20 protein-coding genes are annotated in these 18,887 nt (G+C 62.6%); 15 read left to right on the forward strand and 5 right to left on the reverse strand.

What is annotated here, in order from left to right:
* Window positions 1-243: 243 nt before the first annotated feature.
* The 8 genes from ACW8PS_RS05870 to ACW8PS_RS05905 all read left to right on the forward strand — a co-directional run bounded on the left by ACW8PS_RS05870 (window position 244) and on the right by ACW8PS_RS05905 (window position 10,790).
* On the forward strand, window positions 244-1,812 hold the full coding sequence (locus tag ACW8PS_RS05870) for an ABC transporter substrate-binding protein (RefSeq protein ID WP_491526378.1): 1,569 nt from the start codon (window positions 244-246) through the stop codon (window positions 1,810-1,812).
* 94 nt (window positions 1,813-1,906) lie between these two features.
* On the forward strand, window positions 1,907-2,863 hold the full coding sequence (locus tag ACW8PS_RS05875) for an ABC transporter permease (protein ID WP_491526379.1): 957 nt from the start codon (window positions 1,907-1,909) through the stop codon (window positions 2,861-2,863).
* Window positions 2,864-2,876: 13 nt separating this feature from the next.
* A complete protein-coding gene (locus ACW8PS_RS05880; protein ID WP_491526380.1) occupies window positions 2,877-3,800 on the forward strand; it encodes an ABC transporter permease in 924 nt (307 codons plus the stop codon).
* A 4-nt stretch (window positions 3,801-3,804) separates the two neighbouring features.
* Entirely contained in the window at window positions 3,805-5,445 is a 1,641-nt protein-coding gene (locus ACW8PS_RS05885; protein ID WP_491526381.1) for an ABC transporter ATP-binding protein, read from the forward strand.
* Between the two features lie 259 nt (window positions 5,446-5,704).
* Window positions 5,705-6,655: an ABC transporter substrate-binding protein gene (locus ACW8PS_RS05890; RefSeq protein ID WP_491526382.1), complete on the forward strand. Its 951-nt coding sequence runs from the start codon at window positions 5,705-5,707 to the stop codon at window positions 6,653-6,655.
* A 9-nt stretch (window positions 6,656-6,664) separates the two neighbouring features.
* On the forward strand, window positions 6,665-7,726 hold the full coding sequence (locus ACW8PS_RS05895) for a quaternary amine ABC transporter ATP-binding protein (RefSeq protein WP_491526383.1): 1,062 nt from the start codon (window positions 6,665-6,667) through the stop codon (window positions 7,724-7,726).
* On the forward strand, window positions 7,723-9,789 hold the full coding sequence (locus ACW8PS_RS05900) for an ABC transporter permease (protein WP_491526384.1): 2,067 nt from the start codon (window positions 7,723-7,725) through the stop codon (window positions 9,787-9,789). Before ACW8PS_RS05895 ends, ACW8PS_RS05900 begins: the two co-directional genes overlap by 4 nt.
* Window positions 9,786-10,790, forward strand: a complete 1,005-nt coding sequence (locus tag ACW8PS_RS05905) for a GlxA family transcriptional regulator (protein WP_491526385.1) — start codon at window positions 9,786-9,788, stop codon at window positions 10,788-10,790. Before ACW8PS_RS05900 ends, ACW8PS_RS05905 begins: the two co-directional genes overlap by 4 nt.
* A gap of 4 nt (window positions 10,791-10,794) precedes the next feature.
* Here ACW8PS_RS05905 and ACW8PS_RS05910 read toward each other — a convergent pair whose 3' ends face one another.
* Window positions 10,795-11,154 (reverse strand): hypothetical protein, encoded by a 360-nt coding sequence (locus tag ACW8PS_RS05910; protein ID WP_491526386.1) that lies wholly within the window; start codon window positions 11,152-11,154, stop codon window positions 10,795-10,797.
* A gap of 210 nt (window positions 11,155-11,364) precedes the next feature.
* On the opposite strand from ACW8PS_RS05910, the gene ACW8PS_RS05915 reads away from it, so the two are divergent.
* Window positions 11,365-12,396, forward strand: a complete 1,032-nt coding sequence (locus ACW8PS_RS05915; protein WP_491526387.1) for a hypothetical protein — start codon at window positions 11,365-11,367, stop codon at window positions 12,394-12,396.
* 24 nt (window positions 12,397-12,420) lie between these two features.
* On the opposite strand, the gene ACW8PS_RS05920 is transcribed toward ACW8PS_RS05915, so the two are convergent.
* Entirely contained in the window at window positions 12,421-13,368 is a 948-nt protein-coding gene (locus ACW8PS_RS05920; protein WP_491526388.1) for an aminotransferase class IV, read from the reverse strand.
* A 56-nt stretch (window positions 13,369-13,424) separates the two neighbouring features.
* On the reverse strand, window positions 13,425-13,802 hold the full coding sequence (locus ACW8PS_RS05925) for a hypothetical protein (protein WP_491526389.1): 378 nt from the start codon (window positions 13,800-13,802) through the stop codon (window positions 13,425-13,427).
* 189 nt (window positions 13,803-13,991) lie between these two features.
* Here ACW8PS_RS05925 and ACW8PS_RS05930 point away from each other — a divergent pair, with 189 nt between their 5' ends.
* The 6 genes from ACW8PS_RS05930 (at window position 13,992) to ACW8PS_RS05955 (ending at window position 18,033) form a co-directional block, all read left to right on the forward strand.
* On the forward strand, window positions 13,992-14,603 hold the full coding sequence (locus tag ACW8PS_RS05930) for a hypothetical protein (RefSeq protein ID WP_491526390.1): 612 nt from the start codon (window positions 13,992-13,994) through the stop codon (window positions 14,601-14,603).
* Window positions 14,600-14,827: a hypothetical protein gene (locus ACW8PS_RS05935; protein ID WP_491526391.1), complete on the forward strand. Its 228-nt coding sequence runs from the start codon at window positions 14,600-14,602 to the stop codon at window positions 14,825-14,827. The genes ACW8PS_RS05930 and ACW8PS_RS05935 overlap by 4 nt, the downstream gene beginning before the upstream one ends.
* A 345-nt stretch (window positions 14,828-15,172) precedes the next feature.
* Window positions 15,173-15,445, forward strand: coding sequence for a hypothetical protein (locus ACW8PS_RS05940; protein WP_491526392.1), 273 nt, complete (start codon window positions 15,173-15,175; stop codon window positions 15,443-15,445).
* Window positions 15,446-15,462: 17 nt separating this feature from the next.
* Entirely contained in the window at window positions 15,463-15,648 is a 186-nt protein-coding gene (locus ACW8PS_RS05945; protein WP_491526393.1) for a helix-turn-helix transcriptional regulator, read from the forward strand.
* Between the two features lie 98 nt (window positions 15,649-15,746).
* Complete coding sequence (locus ACW8PS_RS05950; RefSeq protein WP_491526394.1) at window positions 15,747-16,268, forward strand: DNA packaging protein; 522 nt, start codon at window positions 15,747-15,749, stop codon at window positions 16,266-16,268.
* The gene (locus tag ACW8PS_RS05955; RefSeq protein WP_491526396.1) at window positions 16,255-18,033 is read left to right on the forward strand and encodes a phage terminase large subunit family protein; all 1,779 of its coding nucleotides are present in this window, start codon (window positions 16,255-16,257) and stop codon (window positions 18,031-18,033) included. The genes ACW8PS_RS05950 and ACW8PS_RS05955 overlap by 14 nt, the downstream gene beginning before the upstream one ends.
* Before the next feature lie 142 nt (window positions 18,034-18,175).
* Here the strand turns inward: ACW8PS_RS05955 and ACW8PS_RS05960 are convergent, their stop codons facing one another.
* Together ACW8PS_RS05960 and ACW8PS_RS05965 are read right to left on the reverse strand one after the other, a co-directional pair.
* The gene (locus ACW8PS_RS05960) at window positions 18,176-18,580 is read right to left on the reverse strand and encodes a type II toxin-antitoxin system PemK/MazF family toxin (RefSeq protein ID WP_491526397.1); all 405 of its coding nucleotides are present in this window, start codon (window positions 18,578-18,580) and stop codon (window positions 18,176-18,178) included.
* A 3-nt stretch (window positions 18,581-18,583) separates the two neighbouring features.
* On the reverse strand, window positions 18,584-18,887 hold a 304-nt coding region (locus ACW8PS_RS05965; protein ID WP_491526398.1), incomplete at its 5' end, for a helix-turn-helix domain-containing protein.

The following is an 18,887-nucleotide window of genomic DNA, read 5'->3' on the forward strand; positions in this document are numbered from 1 at the left end:
CAGCCCGCGCTTGCGCAAGAAAATTTCGCGATGACCGGGAATCAGGTCGCAAATGGGGGCAAAAATGTCGAAAGTAGGTTTGTCTCCAACCATTCTCATGCGAGACTGCTGTCATGTCAGGGGATTCCTTCACTCAGCTTCGCGCGCCCGTCATCCATGACAGCGCCGGTTCGAGTGGTCCGAAACCGGGACAAACCCGAGCCTTCCCCGGCGCAGAAATAACCAAACAGCGGAGAAATACACATGAGGAATTCATCCCTTATTAGCGGCGGCGTGAACCGCCGCGGGATACTGAAAGGCGCGTCCGCCCTGGGTGGCGCGGCGCTTTTGGGGCCGATGGGGGCCAAGATGGCCCGTGCGCAACCGATGCGCGGCGGCACGCTCAGGATGGGCATGTCACACGGTTCCACCACCGATAGCCTGGATCCGGGATCGTGGGAAAACGATTTCATGATTTTCCTGGGCCATGCGAGCAACAACTACCTGACCGAGATTGCGGCCGATGGGTCGCTGGTTCCCGAAGTCGCGGAAAGCTGGGAAGCCTCGGCAGATGCGGCCACCTGGACCTTTACCATCCGGTCGGGCGTGCAATACCATTCCGGTGGCACGGTCACCGCAGAGGATGTGATCGCATCCATCGCGCATCACCTTGGCGAAGATTCAACATCCGCAGCCAAGCCAATTGTCGAACAGATCACCAATATGACCGCCGATGGCATGAATGTCGTGTTCGAGCTGGCCGACGGCAATGCCGACTTCCCGTTCATCCTGTCGGATTATCACCTGCCGATCAAACCATCTGTCGATGGTGCGATTGACCCGATGTCCACCGATGGCTGCGGGGCATATGTCATTGACGATCTGGAGTTCGGCGTCGCGGCAACCCTGTCGCGTCATGACGGGTATTGGAAAACCGGCGTCGCGCATTTCGACGGTGTCGAGGTGCTGGCCATCCTCGATGCGGCGGCCCGCCAGAACGCTCTGATCTCGGGCGATGTTGATTATATCGACAGCGCCGATCTGAATACCGTTCATCTGTTGGCACGCGCCCCCGGTATCGAGGTTCTGTCGGTTACCGGAACGCAGCATTACGGCCTGCCGATGGATTCGCGCGCTGATCCGTTCAGCAACAACCATGTCCGGCTGGCGCTGAAATATGCGATTGACCGGGAACAGATGGTCGAGACCGTCCTGAATGGCTATGGCACGCCGGGCAATGACCACCCGATCGGCCCCGGACAGCGGTTTTTCAACACCGAGCTGCCGCAGAAAACCTATGACCCTGACCAGGCACGCTTCCACCTTCAGCAGGCAGGGTTGGAGAGCTTGGATGTGGATATTCACCTGGCCGATGCCGCCTTTGCCGGCGCGGTTGATGCGGGCGTTCTGTTCGCTGAATCCGCTGCGGCTGCGGGGATCAACATCAATGTCGTGCGCGAACCCAATGATGGCTATTGGTCCAATGTCTGGATGCAGCTTCCGTTCGTGGGCACCTATTGGAGCGGTCGCCCGACCGAGGACTGGATGTTCGCCACAGCATATTCCGAAGGTGCGGCCTGGAACGAAAGCTACTGGAGCAATGACCGGTTCAATGAGCTGCTGCTGACTGCGCGTGCCGAACTGAACGAGGATCTGCGCCGCGAGATGTATTTCGAGATGCAGCAGATCCTTTCGGATCAGGGCTCAACCATCATCCCGATGTTTGCGGCTTATGTGATGGCCTATTCCGACAATCTGGCGCATCCCGAACAGGTGGGGTCCAACTGGCGCAACGATGGTCAACGGATCGCCGAACGCTGGTGGTTCGCCTGATACGACAAAGACCCCCGGCCATCACGGCCGGGGGTTTTTTGCGAGAATAAAAATAGATCTGTGCCACTGATCAGGTGCGGAACAAGGGGGATCGATGTCACATATCTGGAGGATGATCGCACAGCGATTGGCGCTTGGCCTGTTGACCCTGTTCATTGTGTCGGTGCTGATCTTTCTGGCGACCGAACTGTTGCCGGGCGATTTCGCCGAGGAGTTCCTGGGCCAGTCTGCGACGCCCGAAACGGTGGCCGCCATCCGGCGCGAACTGGGGCTGGATCAGCCGATGGTCATTCGCTATGTGCAATGGCTTGGCGGTGTATTGCAGGGTGATTTCGGAAATTCGCTGGCCAACCGGCGCCCGGTGGCCGAGCTGATCGGCGCGCGGTTGGGCAATACATTGTTCCTGGCCCTTTATGCCGCCGCAATCGCGGTGCCGCTGTCATTGATGCTGGGCATTCTGGTGGCGCTGTTCCGCAATTCGGCCTTTGACCGGATCGCCAATGCCACGGCGCTCACCTCGATCTCGTTCCCGGAATTTTTCATGGCCTATATCCTGATCCTCTGGTTCGCCGGTGCGGATGGGATTTTCCCGTCGCTGGCGACCTTGCGGGGCGACCCCGGATTTGGCGAAAAGCTTTACCGCGCCTTCCTGCCGGCATTGACCCTGACGCTGGTGGTGACCGCACATATGATGCGGATGACGCGGGCCGCGATCATCAGCCTGCTGGCCAGCCCCTATATCGAAATGGCGCGGCTGAAGGGCATGAGCCCGATGCGGGTGATCGTCAAACATGCGCTGCCCAATGCGCTGGCCCCCATCATCAACGTCATTGCGATCAACCTTGCCTATCTGATCACCGGTGTGGTCGTGGTCGAGGTGGTCTTTGTCTATCCCGGTCTGGGCCAGTTGATGGTCGATAGCGTGGCCTCACGCGATATGCCGGTGGTGCAGGCCGTGGCGCTGATCTTTGCCGCAGCCTATGTGCTGCTCAACCTGCTTGCAGACGTGTTATCGACCTTGTCGAACCCGCGTCTCATTCACCGGCGCTGAGGGAGGATCGGTCATGGATATCTTGCTGAACATCCTTTATTTCCTCGCCTTCATCGTGGCCGCCATGGCCGCCGGGTGGGTGTTTCGCGCAGTGATCGTTGCGATCGGCCCCAAAAAAGTCGCCAAGGAGATGCGCACCGCGCCGCTCACGGCGTCATTCGGATTGCTGATGATCATCATTTACATTTTCGTGGCCGTCTTCGCGCCGCTGATTGCACCTTTCTCCGAGACCGAGATCGTCGGGCGCGAGTTTCAGGTCTGGGATGATGTGAATTTGCTCGGCACCGATGCGCTGGGTCGCGATATGCTGACCCGAATGATCTATGGCGCGCGCAATACCGTGGGCATTGCCTTTGCCACCACCACGCTGGCCTTTGTAATGGGGGCGGTTCTGGGCCTTCTGGCGGCCACGGTGGGCGGCTGGATGGATCAGACGCTCAGCCGGTCGGTCGATGTGCTGATGGCGATCCCGTCGCTGATCTTCTCGCTTTTGCTGCTGACGATCTTTGGCACCTCGGTCCTGACGCTGATCATCGTGATTGCGATCATCGACAGCACACGGGTGTTCCGGCTGGCGCGCTCGGTCTCGGTGAGCATCGTGGTGATGGATTATATCGAGGCCGCCAAGCTGCGCGGCGAGGGCAAGTGGTATCTGATCACGCGTGAGATATTGCCCAATGCGCTGGCCCCGCTGGTGGCCGAGTTCGGCTTGCGGTTCTGTTTCGTGTTCCTCGCCATCTCGGCGCTCAGCTTTCTGGGGCTTGGTATCCAGCCGCCGACGGCGGATTGGGGCTCCATGGTCAAGGAAAACGCCACGCTCATCACGTTTGGTGACATCACGCCGCTTCTGCCGGCCGGGGCGATTGCGCTGCTGACGGTGTCGGTGAATTTCGTGGTCGACTGGCAGTTGCACCGCGCCAGCGGATTGAAGGAGTAACGTCATGAGCGATCAGTTTGCCGACAAGGATGTATTGCTGACGATCAAGGGCCTGAAGATCGAGGGTCGGGCGGATGAAACCTGGACCGAGATCGTGCGTGGTGTGAACCTGACGCTGCGCAAGGGCGAGGTGCTTGGTCTGATTGGCGAATCCGGAGCAGGAAAATCCACCGTCGGTCTGGCCGCGATGGGGTTTACCCGCGATGGCTGTCGTATTTCGGATGGCGAGATCATGTTTGACGGGATCGACCTGCGCCATGCCAGCCCCGACATCCTGCGCGGCCTGAAAGGCAAGCGCATCGCCTATGTCGCGCAATCGGCCGCGGCCAGTTTCAACCCGGCGCATAAGCTGATGGATCAGTATTGCGAGGGCCCGGTGCAGCATGGTGTCATGGACCGTAGCGAGGCGGAAAGGGACGCGGTCGACCTCTATCGCCGGATGCAGTTGCCAGATCCCGAAAGCATCGGCTTTCGCTATCCGCATCAGGTTTCGGGCGGGCAATTGCAGCGCGCGATGACCGCGATGGCAATGTCGTGCCGGCCGGATCTGATCATCTTTGATGAACCCACGACGGCGCTGGATGTCACTACCCAGATCGAGGTGCTGGCTGCGATCCGGAATATCGTGGAACAGTTTGACACCGCCGCGATCTACATCACCCATGACCTGGCTGTCGTGGCGCAGATGGCTGATCGGATCAAGGTGCTGCTGAAAGGCGATGAGGTCGAAGAAGCCGATACCCGCACCATGCTGTCGGACCCGAAAGAGGAATACACCAAATCGCTCTGGGCCGTGCGCAGCCACACACGCGAGGAACAGCCGCCGGTGCCGAAGGGCACCACACCGGTGGTTTCCATGCGCAATGTGACGGCCGGATATGGCGCGATCGATGTGTTGATGGATGTCAGTTTCGACATCCACCAGCGCCGCACCGTGGCGGTCGTGGGCGAATCCGGTTCCGGCAAATCCACCGCGGCGCGGGTCATTACCGGGCTGTTGCCACCGCGCCGCGGTGAGATCCTGTTTGACGGTCAGGCGCTGCCGCCCGATTATCGCAGCCGAACCCGTGATCAGCTGCGTCAGGCGCAGATGATCTATCAGATGGCCGATACCGCGTTGAACCCGAAGCTGAAGATCCGCGAGCTGATCGGGCGGCCGGCGCAGATGTATCTGGGCTTGCAGGGCAGGGCTCTGACCGAACGGATCCGGCAATTGCTGGATCTGATCGAGCTGGAGCCAGATGAGTATATCGACCGCCTGCCGTCGGAACTGTCGGGCGGTCAGAAACAGCGCATCGGGATTGCCCGCGCGCTGGCCGCGGAGCCAAAATTCATCATCTGCGACGAGGTGACCTCGGCGCTGGACCAACTGGTTGCCGAAGGGATTCTCAAGCTTCTGGACAAGCTGCAAACCGAGTTTGATCTGGCCTATATGTTCATCACCCATGATCTGGCGACGGTGAAGGCCATCGCCGATGAGGTGGTGGTGATGAAGGAGGGCAAGGTTGTCGAACAGGGGCCGAAATCGGAAATGTTCCAGCCGCCGCATGATCCCTATACCGAACTTCTGCTATCCTCGGTGCCGGAAATGGACCCCGATTGGCTGTCGAATCTCTTGCAGGAACGCGCGGCCAAAGCGGGGTGATCTATGCCGGGGCACGCCGTCATGGCAGAGCCAATGGGGGCGCGCGGTTTTTGTTATAGGGCTGGAAACGCCGCATGAAATCACGCCATACTGCCTTGGACGGGCCCGCCCACTGACATGGCGAAGGCAGGTCACTGAAATCCGCCTGATCTGGCCGAGTGCGGCCATTGGGTGTCCATTCTGATCAAGCCAGCCCGTTGACTGGCAGTCGTATTTTCTGAGCGGCCCGCCAAGGACCGCCAATCACAGGGAGCAAGAAATGAAGAAATTAGCAATTGTGTTGGGGGTGCTTTCAACCCTTGGGGCCGCACAGGCCGCCGAATTGGGCGATACCGAAACACCGATCCGGCTGGCGATCAATGAATGGACCGGCCAGCATATCAGCACCCGGGTTGCGGGCCAGATGCTGGAACAGGCGGGGTATACGGTTGAATATGTCACCGCCGGTTACATGAACATGTATCAGGCAATGGCCGATGGTGAGATCAGCGCAGCCCTGGAGATTTGGGAATCCAACGTCTCGGATCAATACTATGCCCAGGTGGAAGCCGGTGGTGTGGTCGAGATCGGTGATCTGGGTCTTGTCGCGCGCGAAGGCTTTGCCTACCCGGCCCATGTCGCCGAGATCTGCCCGGGCCTGCCCGCCTGGGAGGCGTTGCAGGATTGCGCGCTGCAATTCGCCACCGCCGAGACCATTCCGCAGGGCCGTCTGGTTGATTACCCCGCCGATTGGGGCACGCCCGGGGCCGATCGCGTTGCCGGGCTGGAACTGCCATTCCGCGCCGTGCCTGCGGGATCCGAGGGTGCCTTGATTGCCGAGCTGCGCGCCTCGACCGAACGCGAAACACCGCTTTTGATGGTGTTCTGGCAGCCGCATTGGGCAATTTCGGCCTATGATGTGCGGTTTGTCGATCTGCCCGAGGGCACGCCGGAATGCTATGAAGACCCGTCCTGGGGGGTGAACCCCAATGCGGTCGCCGATTGCGATTTCCTGTCCAGCCGTATCTTCAAAGTGGCCTGGTCCGGCTTTGCGGAGCAATGGCCCGCCGCCTACGAGATCCTTGAGGCCTATCAGCTGTCAACCGAAGACCAGCAGGTGATGATGGGGGCCGTTGATGTCGATGGCATGGATGTGGAAGAGGTCGTCGCCGCCTATCTGGCTGAAAATGCCGATGCGGTTTCTGCCCTTATCGCCGCTGCAACCGAATAAGGCGCGAGCATGACCACACAAGCTTCGACCGGCACCCCGGCAATTGCCGTCGAGGCGCTGTGGCAGGTCTTTGGCAGCGATGCGAAGGCCGTATTGAAAGAGGCTCTGGGGCGGTCGGAAACCGCCCTGGAGGCCGCCCGGGATGTGGCGGCGCAGGGGCTGATCCCGGCCGTGCAAGACGCCTCCTTCGAGGTCCGTGAGGGCGAGCTGTTCGTGATCATGGGTCTGTCGGGATCGGGCAAATCCACCATGGTGCGCTGTATTTCACGCCTGGTGGAGCCGACGGCGGGCTCGGTCTTGATTGATGGCGAGGATATTCTGGCCGCCAGCCCCAGGCGGCTGATCGAACTCAGGCGGCGCAAACTGGGCATGGTGTTTCAGCATTTTGGCCTGTTTCCGCATATGACCGTCATCGAGAATGTGGCCTTCCCTCTGAAAATGCTGGGAAAATCCAAGGCAGACCGCCATGCGCGGGCCTTGAAGGTGATCCAGATGGTGGGGCTGGACGGGCGCGAAGACAGCTATCCAAGGCAGCTGTCGGGCGGTCAGAAACAGCGCGTCGGCATTGCCCGGTCGCTGGCCGTAAACCCCGATATCTGGTTCCTGGATGAACCGTTTTCGGCGCTCGACCCGCTGATCCGGCGCCAGTTGCAGGATGAGTTTCTGAAAATACAGGCCGGGCTGAACAAGACCATCGTCTTTATCACGCATGATATATCCGAGGCGCTGAAACTGGCCGATCGGATTGCAATCATGCGCGACGGGGTGATCGTGCAGATCGGCACACCGGCCGAGATTGTGCTGAAACCGGTCGATGATTATGTGCGCGAGTTTTCCAAGGATGTGGCGAAGGGTCAGCATGCCCGTCTGGACAGCGTCGTTCAAACCGATGCTCCGCTGCCCGAGATGCCGGATGACCCGAAACTGCGGCTCGACATGACCCTGGACGAGGCCTTGGCGGCCTGCATGTATCTGTATCAGCCGGTCCCGGTCTGGGATCGGGATGGAAACCGGGCGGGGTATGTCCACCCATCCGCATTGGCCGCCGCGCTGACGGTCGACCCGACATGAGCGATCAGGCCGCACCTTCGGCGGTTTCGCTGCCGCATCTGACACCCGGCACCCGCGCGGCATTGCTGGTGCTGCTGGTCGGTGCGTTCAGCCTGATGCTGGAGGGGCAGGTGGCATGGATGCCGGAATGGCCCGATGCCTGGACGGTGCCGATGGCCGATTGGATATCGGCGGGGCTTGGTTGGCTGTTCGACATCATCCGGCCTGCCATGCGGGTGCTGTCGGCGGCGCTTTCGGTGCCGATGGTGGCGGTGAACTGGGCGCTGGTGCAGACACCCTGGCCGCTGATCATGGGGGCCACCGTGGCGCTTGGCTGGTATGCGGGCGGGCTGTCGCTGGCGCTGCTGTCCGCTATCGGGCTCGGCTTTGTGCTGGCCTCGGGCTATTGGGTTCCGGGCATGAACACGCTGGCGCTGGTCTTTGTTTCGGTGCCGCTGGCGCTGATCCTGGGATTGCTCATCGGGGTCTGGGCCAATGAAAGCGCCCGCGCCCGGCCCTGGATCGAGGCAACGCTGGATCTGATGCAGACGGTGCCGACCTTTGCCTATCTCACCCCATTATTGCTGTTATTCGGCTTTGGCCCGGTGGTTGGCCTGATCGCATCGGCGATCTATGCGGCCCCGCCGATGGCGCGCAACACCGCCCTTGGCCTGGCCCGCGTCGAGGCCGAAGTGAAAGAGGCCGGCATCATGTCGGGGGCCACACGGCTGCAACAGCTGGCCCTGATTGAAATTCCGGCCGCGGCCACGCAGATCATGATTGGCGTCAACCAATCGCTGATGGCGGCGCTGTCCATGGTGATCATCGCCGCCGTCATTGGCGGCTTTGATGATATCGGGTGGGAGGTTCTGCTGACCATGCGCCAGGCCAATTTCGGGCAGAGCTTTCTGGCTGGTCTGGTCATTGTGGCTTTTGCCATCATCATCGACCGTATCTCGGCCCGTCTGGCCACCAGCCGCGAGCGCCATGATCTGCGTATTTCCTGGATCATTCTGGGCGTGTCGGCGGTGGTTGCCGTCTATGCCTGGGCCGCGCTGCCGGCCTCGTCCGACATTGCCTTGCTGGCCCCCACGGTCGAGGCTGTTGATGGCGCGCTGAGCGACTTCACCCGCACCACCGGGGCAACGCTCGACACGATCAAGAACACCGCGATGTTCTATGGTCTGTTGCCGTTGCGCATCGGGCTGGACGGCGCGGTATTGCCGTTCACCTGGGGGGTTTCCTGGACCGCAGGAATGAGCTGGGGCCTGTTTGGTGGCGCCGCCGCCCTGGGGCTGGCGGTCGCGGCCACCGGGCGCAGCGCGCTTGGCGCGAGCCTGCCGATCATTGCACTGGTGCTGGAAACCGGCGTCTCGGATCTGCCCTGGCCATTTGTGATCTTCGGCATCGGCGCGCTGGCCTGGGTGGCCGGCGGCTGGCGGCTGACGCGAATGGTGGTGATCCTGCTTGGCCTGATCCTGATTTCGGGCCTGTGGGAACGGGCGCTTCTTTCGCTCTATCTTTCCGGCGCGGCGGTTATCGCCTGTGCCGTGTTTGGCGGGCTTCTGGGCTTGCTGTCGGCCGTCTCCAATATCGCATGGGCCATCATCCGCCCCGCCTGTGACATGCTGCAAACGATCCCGCTTTTTGTCTTTCTCATCCCGGTTCTGATGTTCTTCCAGATCGGTGAATTTTCGGCCTTTCTGGCCATCATTCTCTACGCGATCGTGCCGATGATCCGCTACACCCGGCACGGTCTGGTCACCACCCCGCCCGAACTGATCGAGGCGGCTATTTCATCTGGTGCCACCAAGGCGCAGATCCTGCGCGATGTGCGCGCGCCCTATGCCGCCCCAACCATCCTGCTGGGCCTCAATCAAACCATCCTTTACGCTTTTGCCATGCTGGTGATCGCCGCCCTTATCGGCACCACGGGTCTTGGCCAATCCATCTATCTGGCGCTTGGTCAGGCGGATGTGGGGCTGGGCATTGCCGCAGGGGCCGCGATGGCCATTCTGGCGCTGATATCAGACCGGATTGTGCAAGGCTTTGCCGAGGAGAGGCGCAAGGCGCTCGGGTTATGAGCCGTATCATCCCCAAAGGCGTGGCTTTTGTCGATCTTCCAGCCGGACAGCAAACCGAGGTAATCAGTTTTCTGCTGCTGCCCAAGCTTTCCATGCTGGCCTTTGCGTCGGCGATTGAGCCCTTGCGCATCGCCAATCAGCTGACCGGCCAGGAGCTGTATCGCTGGCAGATGATTTCCGGCGATGGCGGCCCGGTGACCTGTTCCAACGGGGTTGAGATCAGCGCCGGTTCAGATCTGGACAGTGCCGAGATCGGCGAATGCCTTTTTGTCTGCACCGGTGTCGAACCCGATACCGTGGTGACCGACCGGGTGGCCGGGCTGCTGCGGCATCATTGGCGCCTTGGCCACCGCGTCGGGGGCTTGTGTTCGGGGGCGTATGCGCTGGCCAAGGCGGGCATCCTGAAGGGCCATGATTTCACCCTGCACTGGGAAAACATCCCGCCCTTTCGCGAGACGTTCCCCGATCTTGAACCGCTCGATCAGCTCTATGTCATCGACGGGCGCATCCTGACCTGCGGCGGCGGTTCGGCGGCGACGGATTTGTTCCTCAGCCTGATTTCGCACCGCTTTGGGCCCAAGCTGGCGCATGCCGTGCTCAACATGTGCCTGCATCCGGTGCACCGGGCCGACGAGGAATCGCAACAGGCCAGCCGCGCGGCCTCGCTTGGCACCCGCAACCGCAAGCTCTTGCGGATTCTGCGTTACATGGAGGAAAATATCGAGGAGCTGTTCACGCTCGATGATCTCGTAGAAGAATTTCACGTCTCGCGGCGTCAGATCGAGCGGCTTTTTCTGGGCCATGTTGGGGTCACGCCAAAGCAATACCTTACCGAACTGCGCCTGCGCCGGGCGCGGATGTTGTTGGCGGAAACCGATCTGAAAGTGGCCGATATCGCCTCGGCCTGCGGGTTTGAAAGCAGCAGTCACTTCTCACGCCGTTTCCGGGCCAAATTCGGTGTGTCGCCGCACCGGTTCCAAAGCGCGCAGGACGTGCGGTAGGCTCTCAGCCCGGCAATTTTCGCGCCACGTCGTATAGGGCGCGCGCCAATGCCAACGGTATCGTCGGCCCGTCGGCGGCCCCGACCACACCATCATCATCGCGGATATCGGAGGCGCGCAGCCCGCATCGCCAATGGCCATCCGATTCAGCGGCCTGACCGGTCAGATGGATCGACCAGCCCGGCACGCAACGCGCCACAAGATGCATGACCGCCTCGGTCGGCTCGGCCAGAACCCCGGCATGGGCGGGCGCGTCCGGGAACACGGTCGCCATGGTCTTGCAAAGTTCTTTCATCAAGGCGTCATCCAGCGTGCGCGCCGCGCCAAGCCGGGCGCCAAGGGCTGTCAAATCGGGATGTGTCATCGTGCATCGTTCCTTCAGCATCGGGTCCTGTTGCCACCCTGCGCCGGGCACCTGCCCCTTGCCATGACCTGTGTCAAGCCCGGCGGCGGGCAACGAGCCTATGCAGGCGCTGCGAAATTGGCTAGGTTTTACCGGCGAGGATACCGGGCAGCCCAATACCCGGAGCATCGCAATCTCTGCGCACCACATTCATGGAAGGTCTCATCCGATATGGCCCGTTTTCTTTCCAACATGTCTCTCGCCCTTGTTTTGTCCACCTTGTCCATGCCAGCGCTGGCCGCGCCGGCACTCACCACGCAAAACCCCGATAATGTCGGCGCGCCTGTTGTCGGGGGGGCGTCGAGCTTGTCAGTGGTTTGCCGGATCAATGGCCAACCCGAGTCGATTACTGTGGCGAATGGAAGGGTTCAGATTGGCGGGGACATCCGGGATGCCACCGTAACAGAGCTTGAACCGGGTGTGTTCTTGATCGAGGACGCCCAGTCGAGGATGGTGCTGACTGCCGGCACGGCCCAGATTTCCGGAGGTCCGGCAGTCGGCAAATGGGATTGTGTGCAAGCCTCCGTGGCCCCGGCACCGATTTCCGACCCCGGGGCGCTGGCGGCATTGGAACAGCGTTTGGCAACCGCACGCGCGGCGCTTGCGGCCGCGCAGGACGATCTGATCACCACGATCATGGAACGTGACGCCGCGCGCAATTCGATCACGGCCGCCGAAAACCAGCGCGAAGCGGCGCGGCAGGAAATCGCGGCTTTGCAAATTGAACTGTCCGCAATCCGGGAGGCATTATCGACGGCACAGGCCGATCTGGCAGAGCGCGAAGCAGCGCTGTCGGCGGCAGGCGAACGGATCCGGGCAGGCGATCTGGAACGGGTGGAGCTGGAAACGGCCCTGGCCGCGGCAGAGGCGGAAAACGCCGCCCTGGGCACCGAACTGGCGGCGGCAGAGGCAGCAAACGCCGCTCTGAGTGCCGAATTGGCGGCGATGCAAGCCGAGGCGGATATGGGCGACGCGGCAGCATCCGAGGAAGAAGCCATGCCTGAGGCAGATAGCGACATGGCTGAGGGCGATCCGGACACACCCATGATGTTCGACGCAGATGCCGCACTGGAGATGCTGGATGCGGCGGAAATCAGCGATATTTCGCGCGCCGCCCTGCGCGCCGCCGTAGAACAGGCGCGCGCCAATCCCGCCATGATCGGCGAAGTCATGATGCGACTGCAAAATGCCATGGGTCAGTAATGGCGGGCCAGAGAGTTCAACGGATCAGGGCGCTTTCTGCGCTCTGATCTCATCTGCGATGGCGTTTTTGTAGAGGTCGCGAATGCGGGTCATCACCGGGCGCGCACCGCTGCCGATGGCATGGCCGTCAATCTCGGCCACCGGGGTCTGCGCCCCGAAGGTGCCGGTCAGGAAGGCCTCATCGGCGGAATAGGCCTCATAGAGGGAAAAGTTCTTCTCGAAGATCGGGATGCCATCGGCCCGGCAAAGCTCGATCACCTTCTGGCGCGTGACCCCGTTCATGCAATAATCCCCGGTCGAGGTCCAAACCTCGCCGCGGCGCACGATGAAGAAATTGCAGGCATTGGTCGTGTTCACAAACCCATGCGGATCAAGCATCAGACCTTCATCGGCCCCGGCCGCTTCGGCCTGCAGGCAGGCGATGACGCAGTTCAGTTTCGAGTGGCTGTTGAATTTGGCATCCTGGCTGTGCGGCAGGCCCCGGACCTGCGGCACACAGGCCAGGCGGATGCCGGCCGATTGCAGCCGATCGACGGGTTTTGAATGCTCCATGATGATCACCAGCGTCGGGCCTTGACGGCTGAGGCCGGGATGCTGGAACGGCTTTGACTTGATGCCGCGTGTCAGCATCAGCCGGCAATGCACATCACTGGTCATGCCATTGGCCTCGGCCGTCATGCGCAGCGCCTCGGCGATGCCGTTCCGGTCCATGCCCACATCCAGGCTGACCGCATGGCAGCTATCGAAAAACCGGTTCATGTGTTCATCGAAAAAGGCCCAGACCCCATCATAAAGGCGCAGTCCCTCCCACATGCCATCGCCAAGCATGAAGCCGCTGTCATAGACCGAGACCATGGCCGCATCGCGGTGTTTCAGCGCGCCGTTGATATAGATCAGGATATCGCGGTTGCGGGCATCCTCGTTGGCGTCATGGGTGGAATGGCCGGTTTCGGGTGTCGGTTGTGTGGTCATTGCGAAACTCAGATCCTTTGGGGCCGTCTATTTCATCACATAGCATGGCAGTTGCATCAGCGCATCGCCCCAACCGGTTGATACAGCCTGGTAATGCGCATCGTCGCATCTATCCGGGGTGCATCTGTGACTTCGATGAAATTTCCTTCCGGGCAGATCATGAAAAGCGTCGGTGCGCCGCCTTTGATATGGCGGCCCGAAATGACCGGGGCGGTGAATTTCGATGTCGCTTCCTGACCGTCGGGCCTGGTTTTTTCGATCAGCTCTTTCAGGGCGGCCCCGACAAGGCGCGCGACCTGAAACATGGTTGGCAGTTCCAGGATGGTGGGGCTGCGTTCCGCGATGAACCTGGCGCGTTCATCCAGACCCCAGGTGGCTTTGGTGCCGCCGCCCTGGCTGGAACTGACCACCAGCGATCCGGCCTTCAATGCCACGCGCGCCAGCCCGCCGGGGGTGATGTTGATGCCGCTGCCGCCCGACCCATCCCCCTCTTATTTACCACCAGTTCGGATCGTGAAACGGGGGGTGTGCCAAACCTGCATCTCGTCCTGCACAGCCTCGATTTGCAACAGCAGGTCACATGGTGACGTGGCAGAACAGACCAGCTGTGTCCGGATGAAGATTTGCAAAAAACCGCCCCGTTCCGCAAAATTGCACAGGAATCACATGGGCATCCCCTGTTGAGGAACAGCCGGGCCGTGATGGTCCAAATTGAAGTTCGGGAAGAGCTGGCAGCCCGTAGGGTTGTCGCAAAACGCAGCCTTTCCAGCACAGTAGATCAGCCAAAGGTGGGTGTCCCGCCTCTTGAAAACAAACGAAAAAATTGCGTTTCGTCCAAGGCGAAATCGTCCATTCTTTCCCGCCACATGAAGCCCGCGCACAAGCGCATGTCGCGGATGCTGGGCTATTGCCTGACGCTCGGCACGGCCGAGGCCTGGGCCGGTTTCAGCCTTGTGGCGGCGGCGCGGCTGGATGCGACCGAGCGGGCAGCGCTCGGGTTCGCCACGCTCAATTCTCTGGATGCGGAACAGGCGCGCATGACGGCCGCCGCCTCGCTTGGCGCAGCCGGCGACCCTCTGCCGCCGTTCCTGGGCGGTATGGAAGAGGCTGCGCAATGGGCCGAATGGGCCAGCCCGGCGGAGCTCGACGCCTATTGCCTGGCCGCGTTCCGGCGCATGGCTCCGGCCCGGCAGGCGGCTTTTCTGCGCTTCGTGCAGCGGAGGGCGGCGGCATGACGGAACGGGAGCTGGACGAAATCCTGACGATCTACTGGCCGCGCGTGCTGCGGCGGGTGATGGCAGCGGACGGCGACGAATGGGCGCGCGGTTTTGCGCTGTCGATCGCGCGGCAGGGCAAGCGGCCTGACTGGCACCCCAGCCCGAAACAGGCGTGGGTCATGCGCCAGATGGTGCAGGGGCTGTTCGAAACCGAAGGTGAACTGGAACTGATTGAGAGGTGAAGAAAGAGTGGCCCCGCGCACTGAATACGTGGGGCCGCAAATGGTGGACCGGGTCACCGACGGTGGCACCATTTGCGGTATAGCCTACCACGGGCGGGATCAAAGGCAAGGGGCAGCCCGAAAGGCCGAAGCCCCGATCCCCGGAACCGCACCCGGGTTTCGAAAGTAGCGGCCAACCGATCGGCAGGGGTGCATGACCGATCGGGCCCGAAGCGACGACCGGCTCCGATGAGCAGGCAAACGCGAAGGGCTGGGGACTGCCGGGCCAACATGGCGCGGGCAGTCGCCCTATGCCCTTCGCTCCGAACCTCACCAATGAGCAGGAACAGGATTGGAACGGAAAAGATGAACAGGACAGACGATAACGAGCTTCACCAGCAAGCCGAGGCCACGGCGCAGGCACTGCGCGAGGTGATGAAGGCGCTTGTGCGCGAACACGGGTTCGCCCCCGAAGCGGTGGTGGCTGGCTGTCATGCCGAGGCGGCTGCGGCCATGGTGGTTTCCCTTGGTGGCATCGAGGCGGCGGAACGGATGCGCGCTGCTGCCGATCAGGTTTCCCCGCTTCCCTCGCTGGCGGACGTGAAGCTGGCCGCATGCGAACCGGCAGGCTGCGCATGAAGGAGGGGCGCGCATTCATGTCCGACTGGCTCAGCCGCGAAGAGCTGGCCGAAGAACTGGGCATTGCCCCCGGCACGCTGGCGAAATGGGCGACCGAGCGCAAAGGCCCGCCGCTGGTCAAGGTGGGCCGGCGCGTCTTCTATCGGCGGGCTGCGGTGCGCAAATGGCTGGTCGAGCGCGAGAGGAAGGCAGGCAATGGCTGATCTTCGCAGGCTTCACGGGTCCTTCCGGGGCGATCCCTATGCGGGGGTGCGAAGCGCGGCGTTTCAGGCCTTGCAATTAAAAACAAAGGGTTAAGGAAATGAGGCTCGTTCAGGAACTGCCGGGGCTGGAAAGGAATCAGGCGGTGCATTGTATCGGCGGTTCCGACCTGTGCGACCTGTTCGACATCACCCCGGCCATGCTCACCCAGCTGGTCAAGCGCGGCATCGCGATCCGGCTGGGCCGAAACAGCTATGACCTGGAACAATCGACCCGCAACTATATTCAGCACCTGCGCGGCGTGGCCAGCGGGCGCGGTGGCGGGGACGAGGCCCTGACGCTGACCGGCGAACGCGCCCGCCTTGCCCGCGCCCAGGCCGACGCCCAGGAACTGAAGAACGCCGCCCTGCGCGGCGAGCTGGTCAAGGCCGAAGAGGTGGAACGGCGCTGGTCGGACATTCTGCGCAATCTGCGCGCCCGCATCCTCGCGGTGCCCTCGCGGCTGCGGGGCCACCTCGATCTGGCTCCGGCGCAGGTGGCCCGGATCGACCGCGAACTGCGCGACGCGCTGGCCGAGCTTGGCCGTGGAAACGTGGCCGAGGGAAAGAATGACGACGCTTGACGAAATCACCACCCGCGCGCTCACCGCCCTGGTGCCGCCGCCGCGCCTGCGCCTGTCGGAATGGATCGAGGCGAACATCGTCCTGCCCGAAGGCGTCTCGGCCCAGCCCGGCCCGGTGCGGCTGTGGCCCTTTCAGCGCGAGATCGCCGACGCGATCGGGGATCCCCTGATCGAGCGGGTGACGCTGGTCAAGCCGGTGCGGGTGGGCTTCACCACGCTGCTGACTTCGGCGCTTGCATCCTTCATCGCCAACGAGCCCGCGCCCATCCTGTGCCTGCTGCCGGCCGAGGCCGATTGCCGCGATTACATGGTCAGCGACGTGGAGCCGATCTTTGCCGCAACCCCGGCCGTGGCCCGCGCCCTGTCCGACGACCGCGAGGAAGGCGAGCGCAACACGCTGCTGTCGCGCCGCTTTGCCGGCGGATCGCTCAAGGTGGTGGCCGCCCGCGCACCGCGCAACCTGCGCCGGCACAATGCCCGCGTGCTGTTCATCGACGAGGCCGACGGCATGGACGCCACGGCCGAGGGCTCGCCGATCCTGCTGGCCGAGCGGCGCACCCTGTCCTTCCCGGATCGCAAGATCGTGCTGGGCTCGACCCCGGTTCACGAAGCCACCAGCCACGTTCTGCGCGCCTGGGCGGCATCCGATCAGCGCATCTTCGAGGTGCCTTGCCCCGATTGCGGCGCGTTCTCGGAAATCGCCTGGGAGCATATCGTCTGGGACGAAGGCCGCCCCGAAACCGCCCGCTGGCGCTGCCCCCACTGCGCCGCCGAGACGCCCGAGCGCCACAAGCCCGAGATGGTCGCGGCCGGGCAATGGCGCGCCCTGCGCCCCGAGGTGGAGGGCCATGCGGGCTTTCGCCTCAACGCCTTGGTCAGCCTGCACGCCAATGCCGCCTGGCCGAAGCTGGTGGCCGAGTTTCTGGCGGTCAAGGACGATCCGCTGACCTTGCAGACCTTCGTCAACACCATCCTTGCCCAGGGCTGGCGCGGCGAGGGCGACGAACTGGACGAAGAGGCGCTGGCCGGCCGGGCCGAGCAATGGGGGCTCGACCGCCTGCCCGAAGAGGTGCTGGCGCTGACCGCCGGCTGCGACGTGCAGCATGACCGGCTGGAAATCACCCTTGCCGGCTGGGCCGAAGACGGCACCGCCTTCATTCTCGGCCACAAGGTGATCTGGGGCGCGTGGGACGCCCCCGAGACCTGGGCGGAACTGGACGGCCTGCTGCGCCAGAGCTTCGCCCATGCCCTGGGCGGGCGGCTGGGCGTGGACGCGGCGGCGGTGGATGCGGGCGACGGCACCACCATGCAGGCGGTCACGGCGTTCTGCACCCCGCGCACGCGCCGCAAGGTGCTGGCGATCAAGGGCGCGCCCGGCAACCGCCCGCCGATCGAGCGCGCGGGCAGCCGCACAAAGGCCGGTGCGCGGTTGTGGATCGTGGGGGTGGACACGCTGAAAACCCAGCTGTTCGCCCGGCTGTCGCGCGAAGGGCTGGTGCGGTTCTCGGCCGACCTGCCGCCGGTGTGGTTCGAGCAGCTGACCAGCGAACGCGCGGTGGTGCGCTACCGGCGCGGCCAGCCGGTGCGCAGCTTCGAGCGCATCCCCGGCAAGCGCGCCGAGGCGCTGGACTGCACCATCTACGCCATGGCCGCGCGCCAGATCGTCAACATCGACTGGTGCCGCCGCCGCGCCGAGCTGACCGGCAAGGCCCCGCCCGCGCGCCCCGCGCCGGTGCTGCGCTCGAACTGGATGGAACGGCGGTGATCGGCAAAGAGAAAGCCCGCCGGGCTTGTCATGGCCATGGCGGGCTTGCCACACGCGGTGGTCTTGAGGCTCAACGCTTGCGCGCGAGCTGACGCCCCACATATAGGGCCAATGGCGCTAACAGTCAATGAACGGCGCGTTCTCACAACCCCAAGGCGGCCCTGATGCACGCCTGCACCTGCGCAAAATCGTCTTCCGAGATTTTCGGCTGGATATACTTGCGCTTGCCGTATTGATCGCGATCGGTGCGGAACAGATCGAGCCGCTCGAAACTGACGGTCGCGAGCATGTCGGCCTTTACCCACATTTCCATGGCCGAAAAATTCGGCAGCGGTTGCGGAATGGTGATCCTGCAATGGTAGTCGCATACCCGTTGCGGTTTGGTGGTGCTGAGCGGAACCACGGTAAGAAGTTTGGTGCGATGGCGCAGACGGGGCGAGACCGCCAGAACCGGGCGTAGCTTGACCATTTCCGGTGGCTTGAAACCGCCCTTGGAATAGTCGCACAGCAGCAGGGTGCGGGGCGGCACGTCATACTTGATCGACATGGATCAACCGCCCTTCCTGAGCCGCACCCCCGGCCCGCCGCCATTCGCGGCAATGAACTCGATCCCGGCCGCTTCCAGAGCGGCGCGGATGGCTGCGATAGCCTTCATGCTCGGGAACGGTTTTCCTGACCCTTCCGCGCGCTTGATCGTCATGGACGACACACCGACAAGTCGCGCCAAGTCTTCCTGTGAAAGATCACAAAGCGCCCGTGCTGCCCGAATTTGTGCCGCAATCGAATTTTCTTCTTGTTCCAATTTAGAACATTCCTTATGTTCTGTTTCCGAACAATACCGAAACCGGGAGACC

The sequence above is a fragment of the Alterinioella sp. genome (assembly GCF_058343375.1).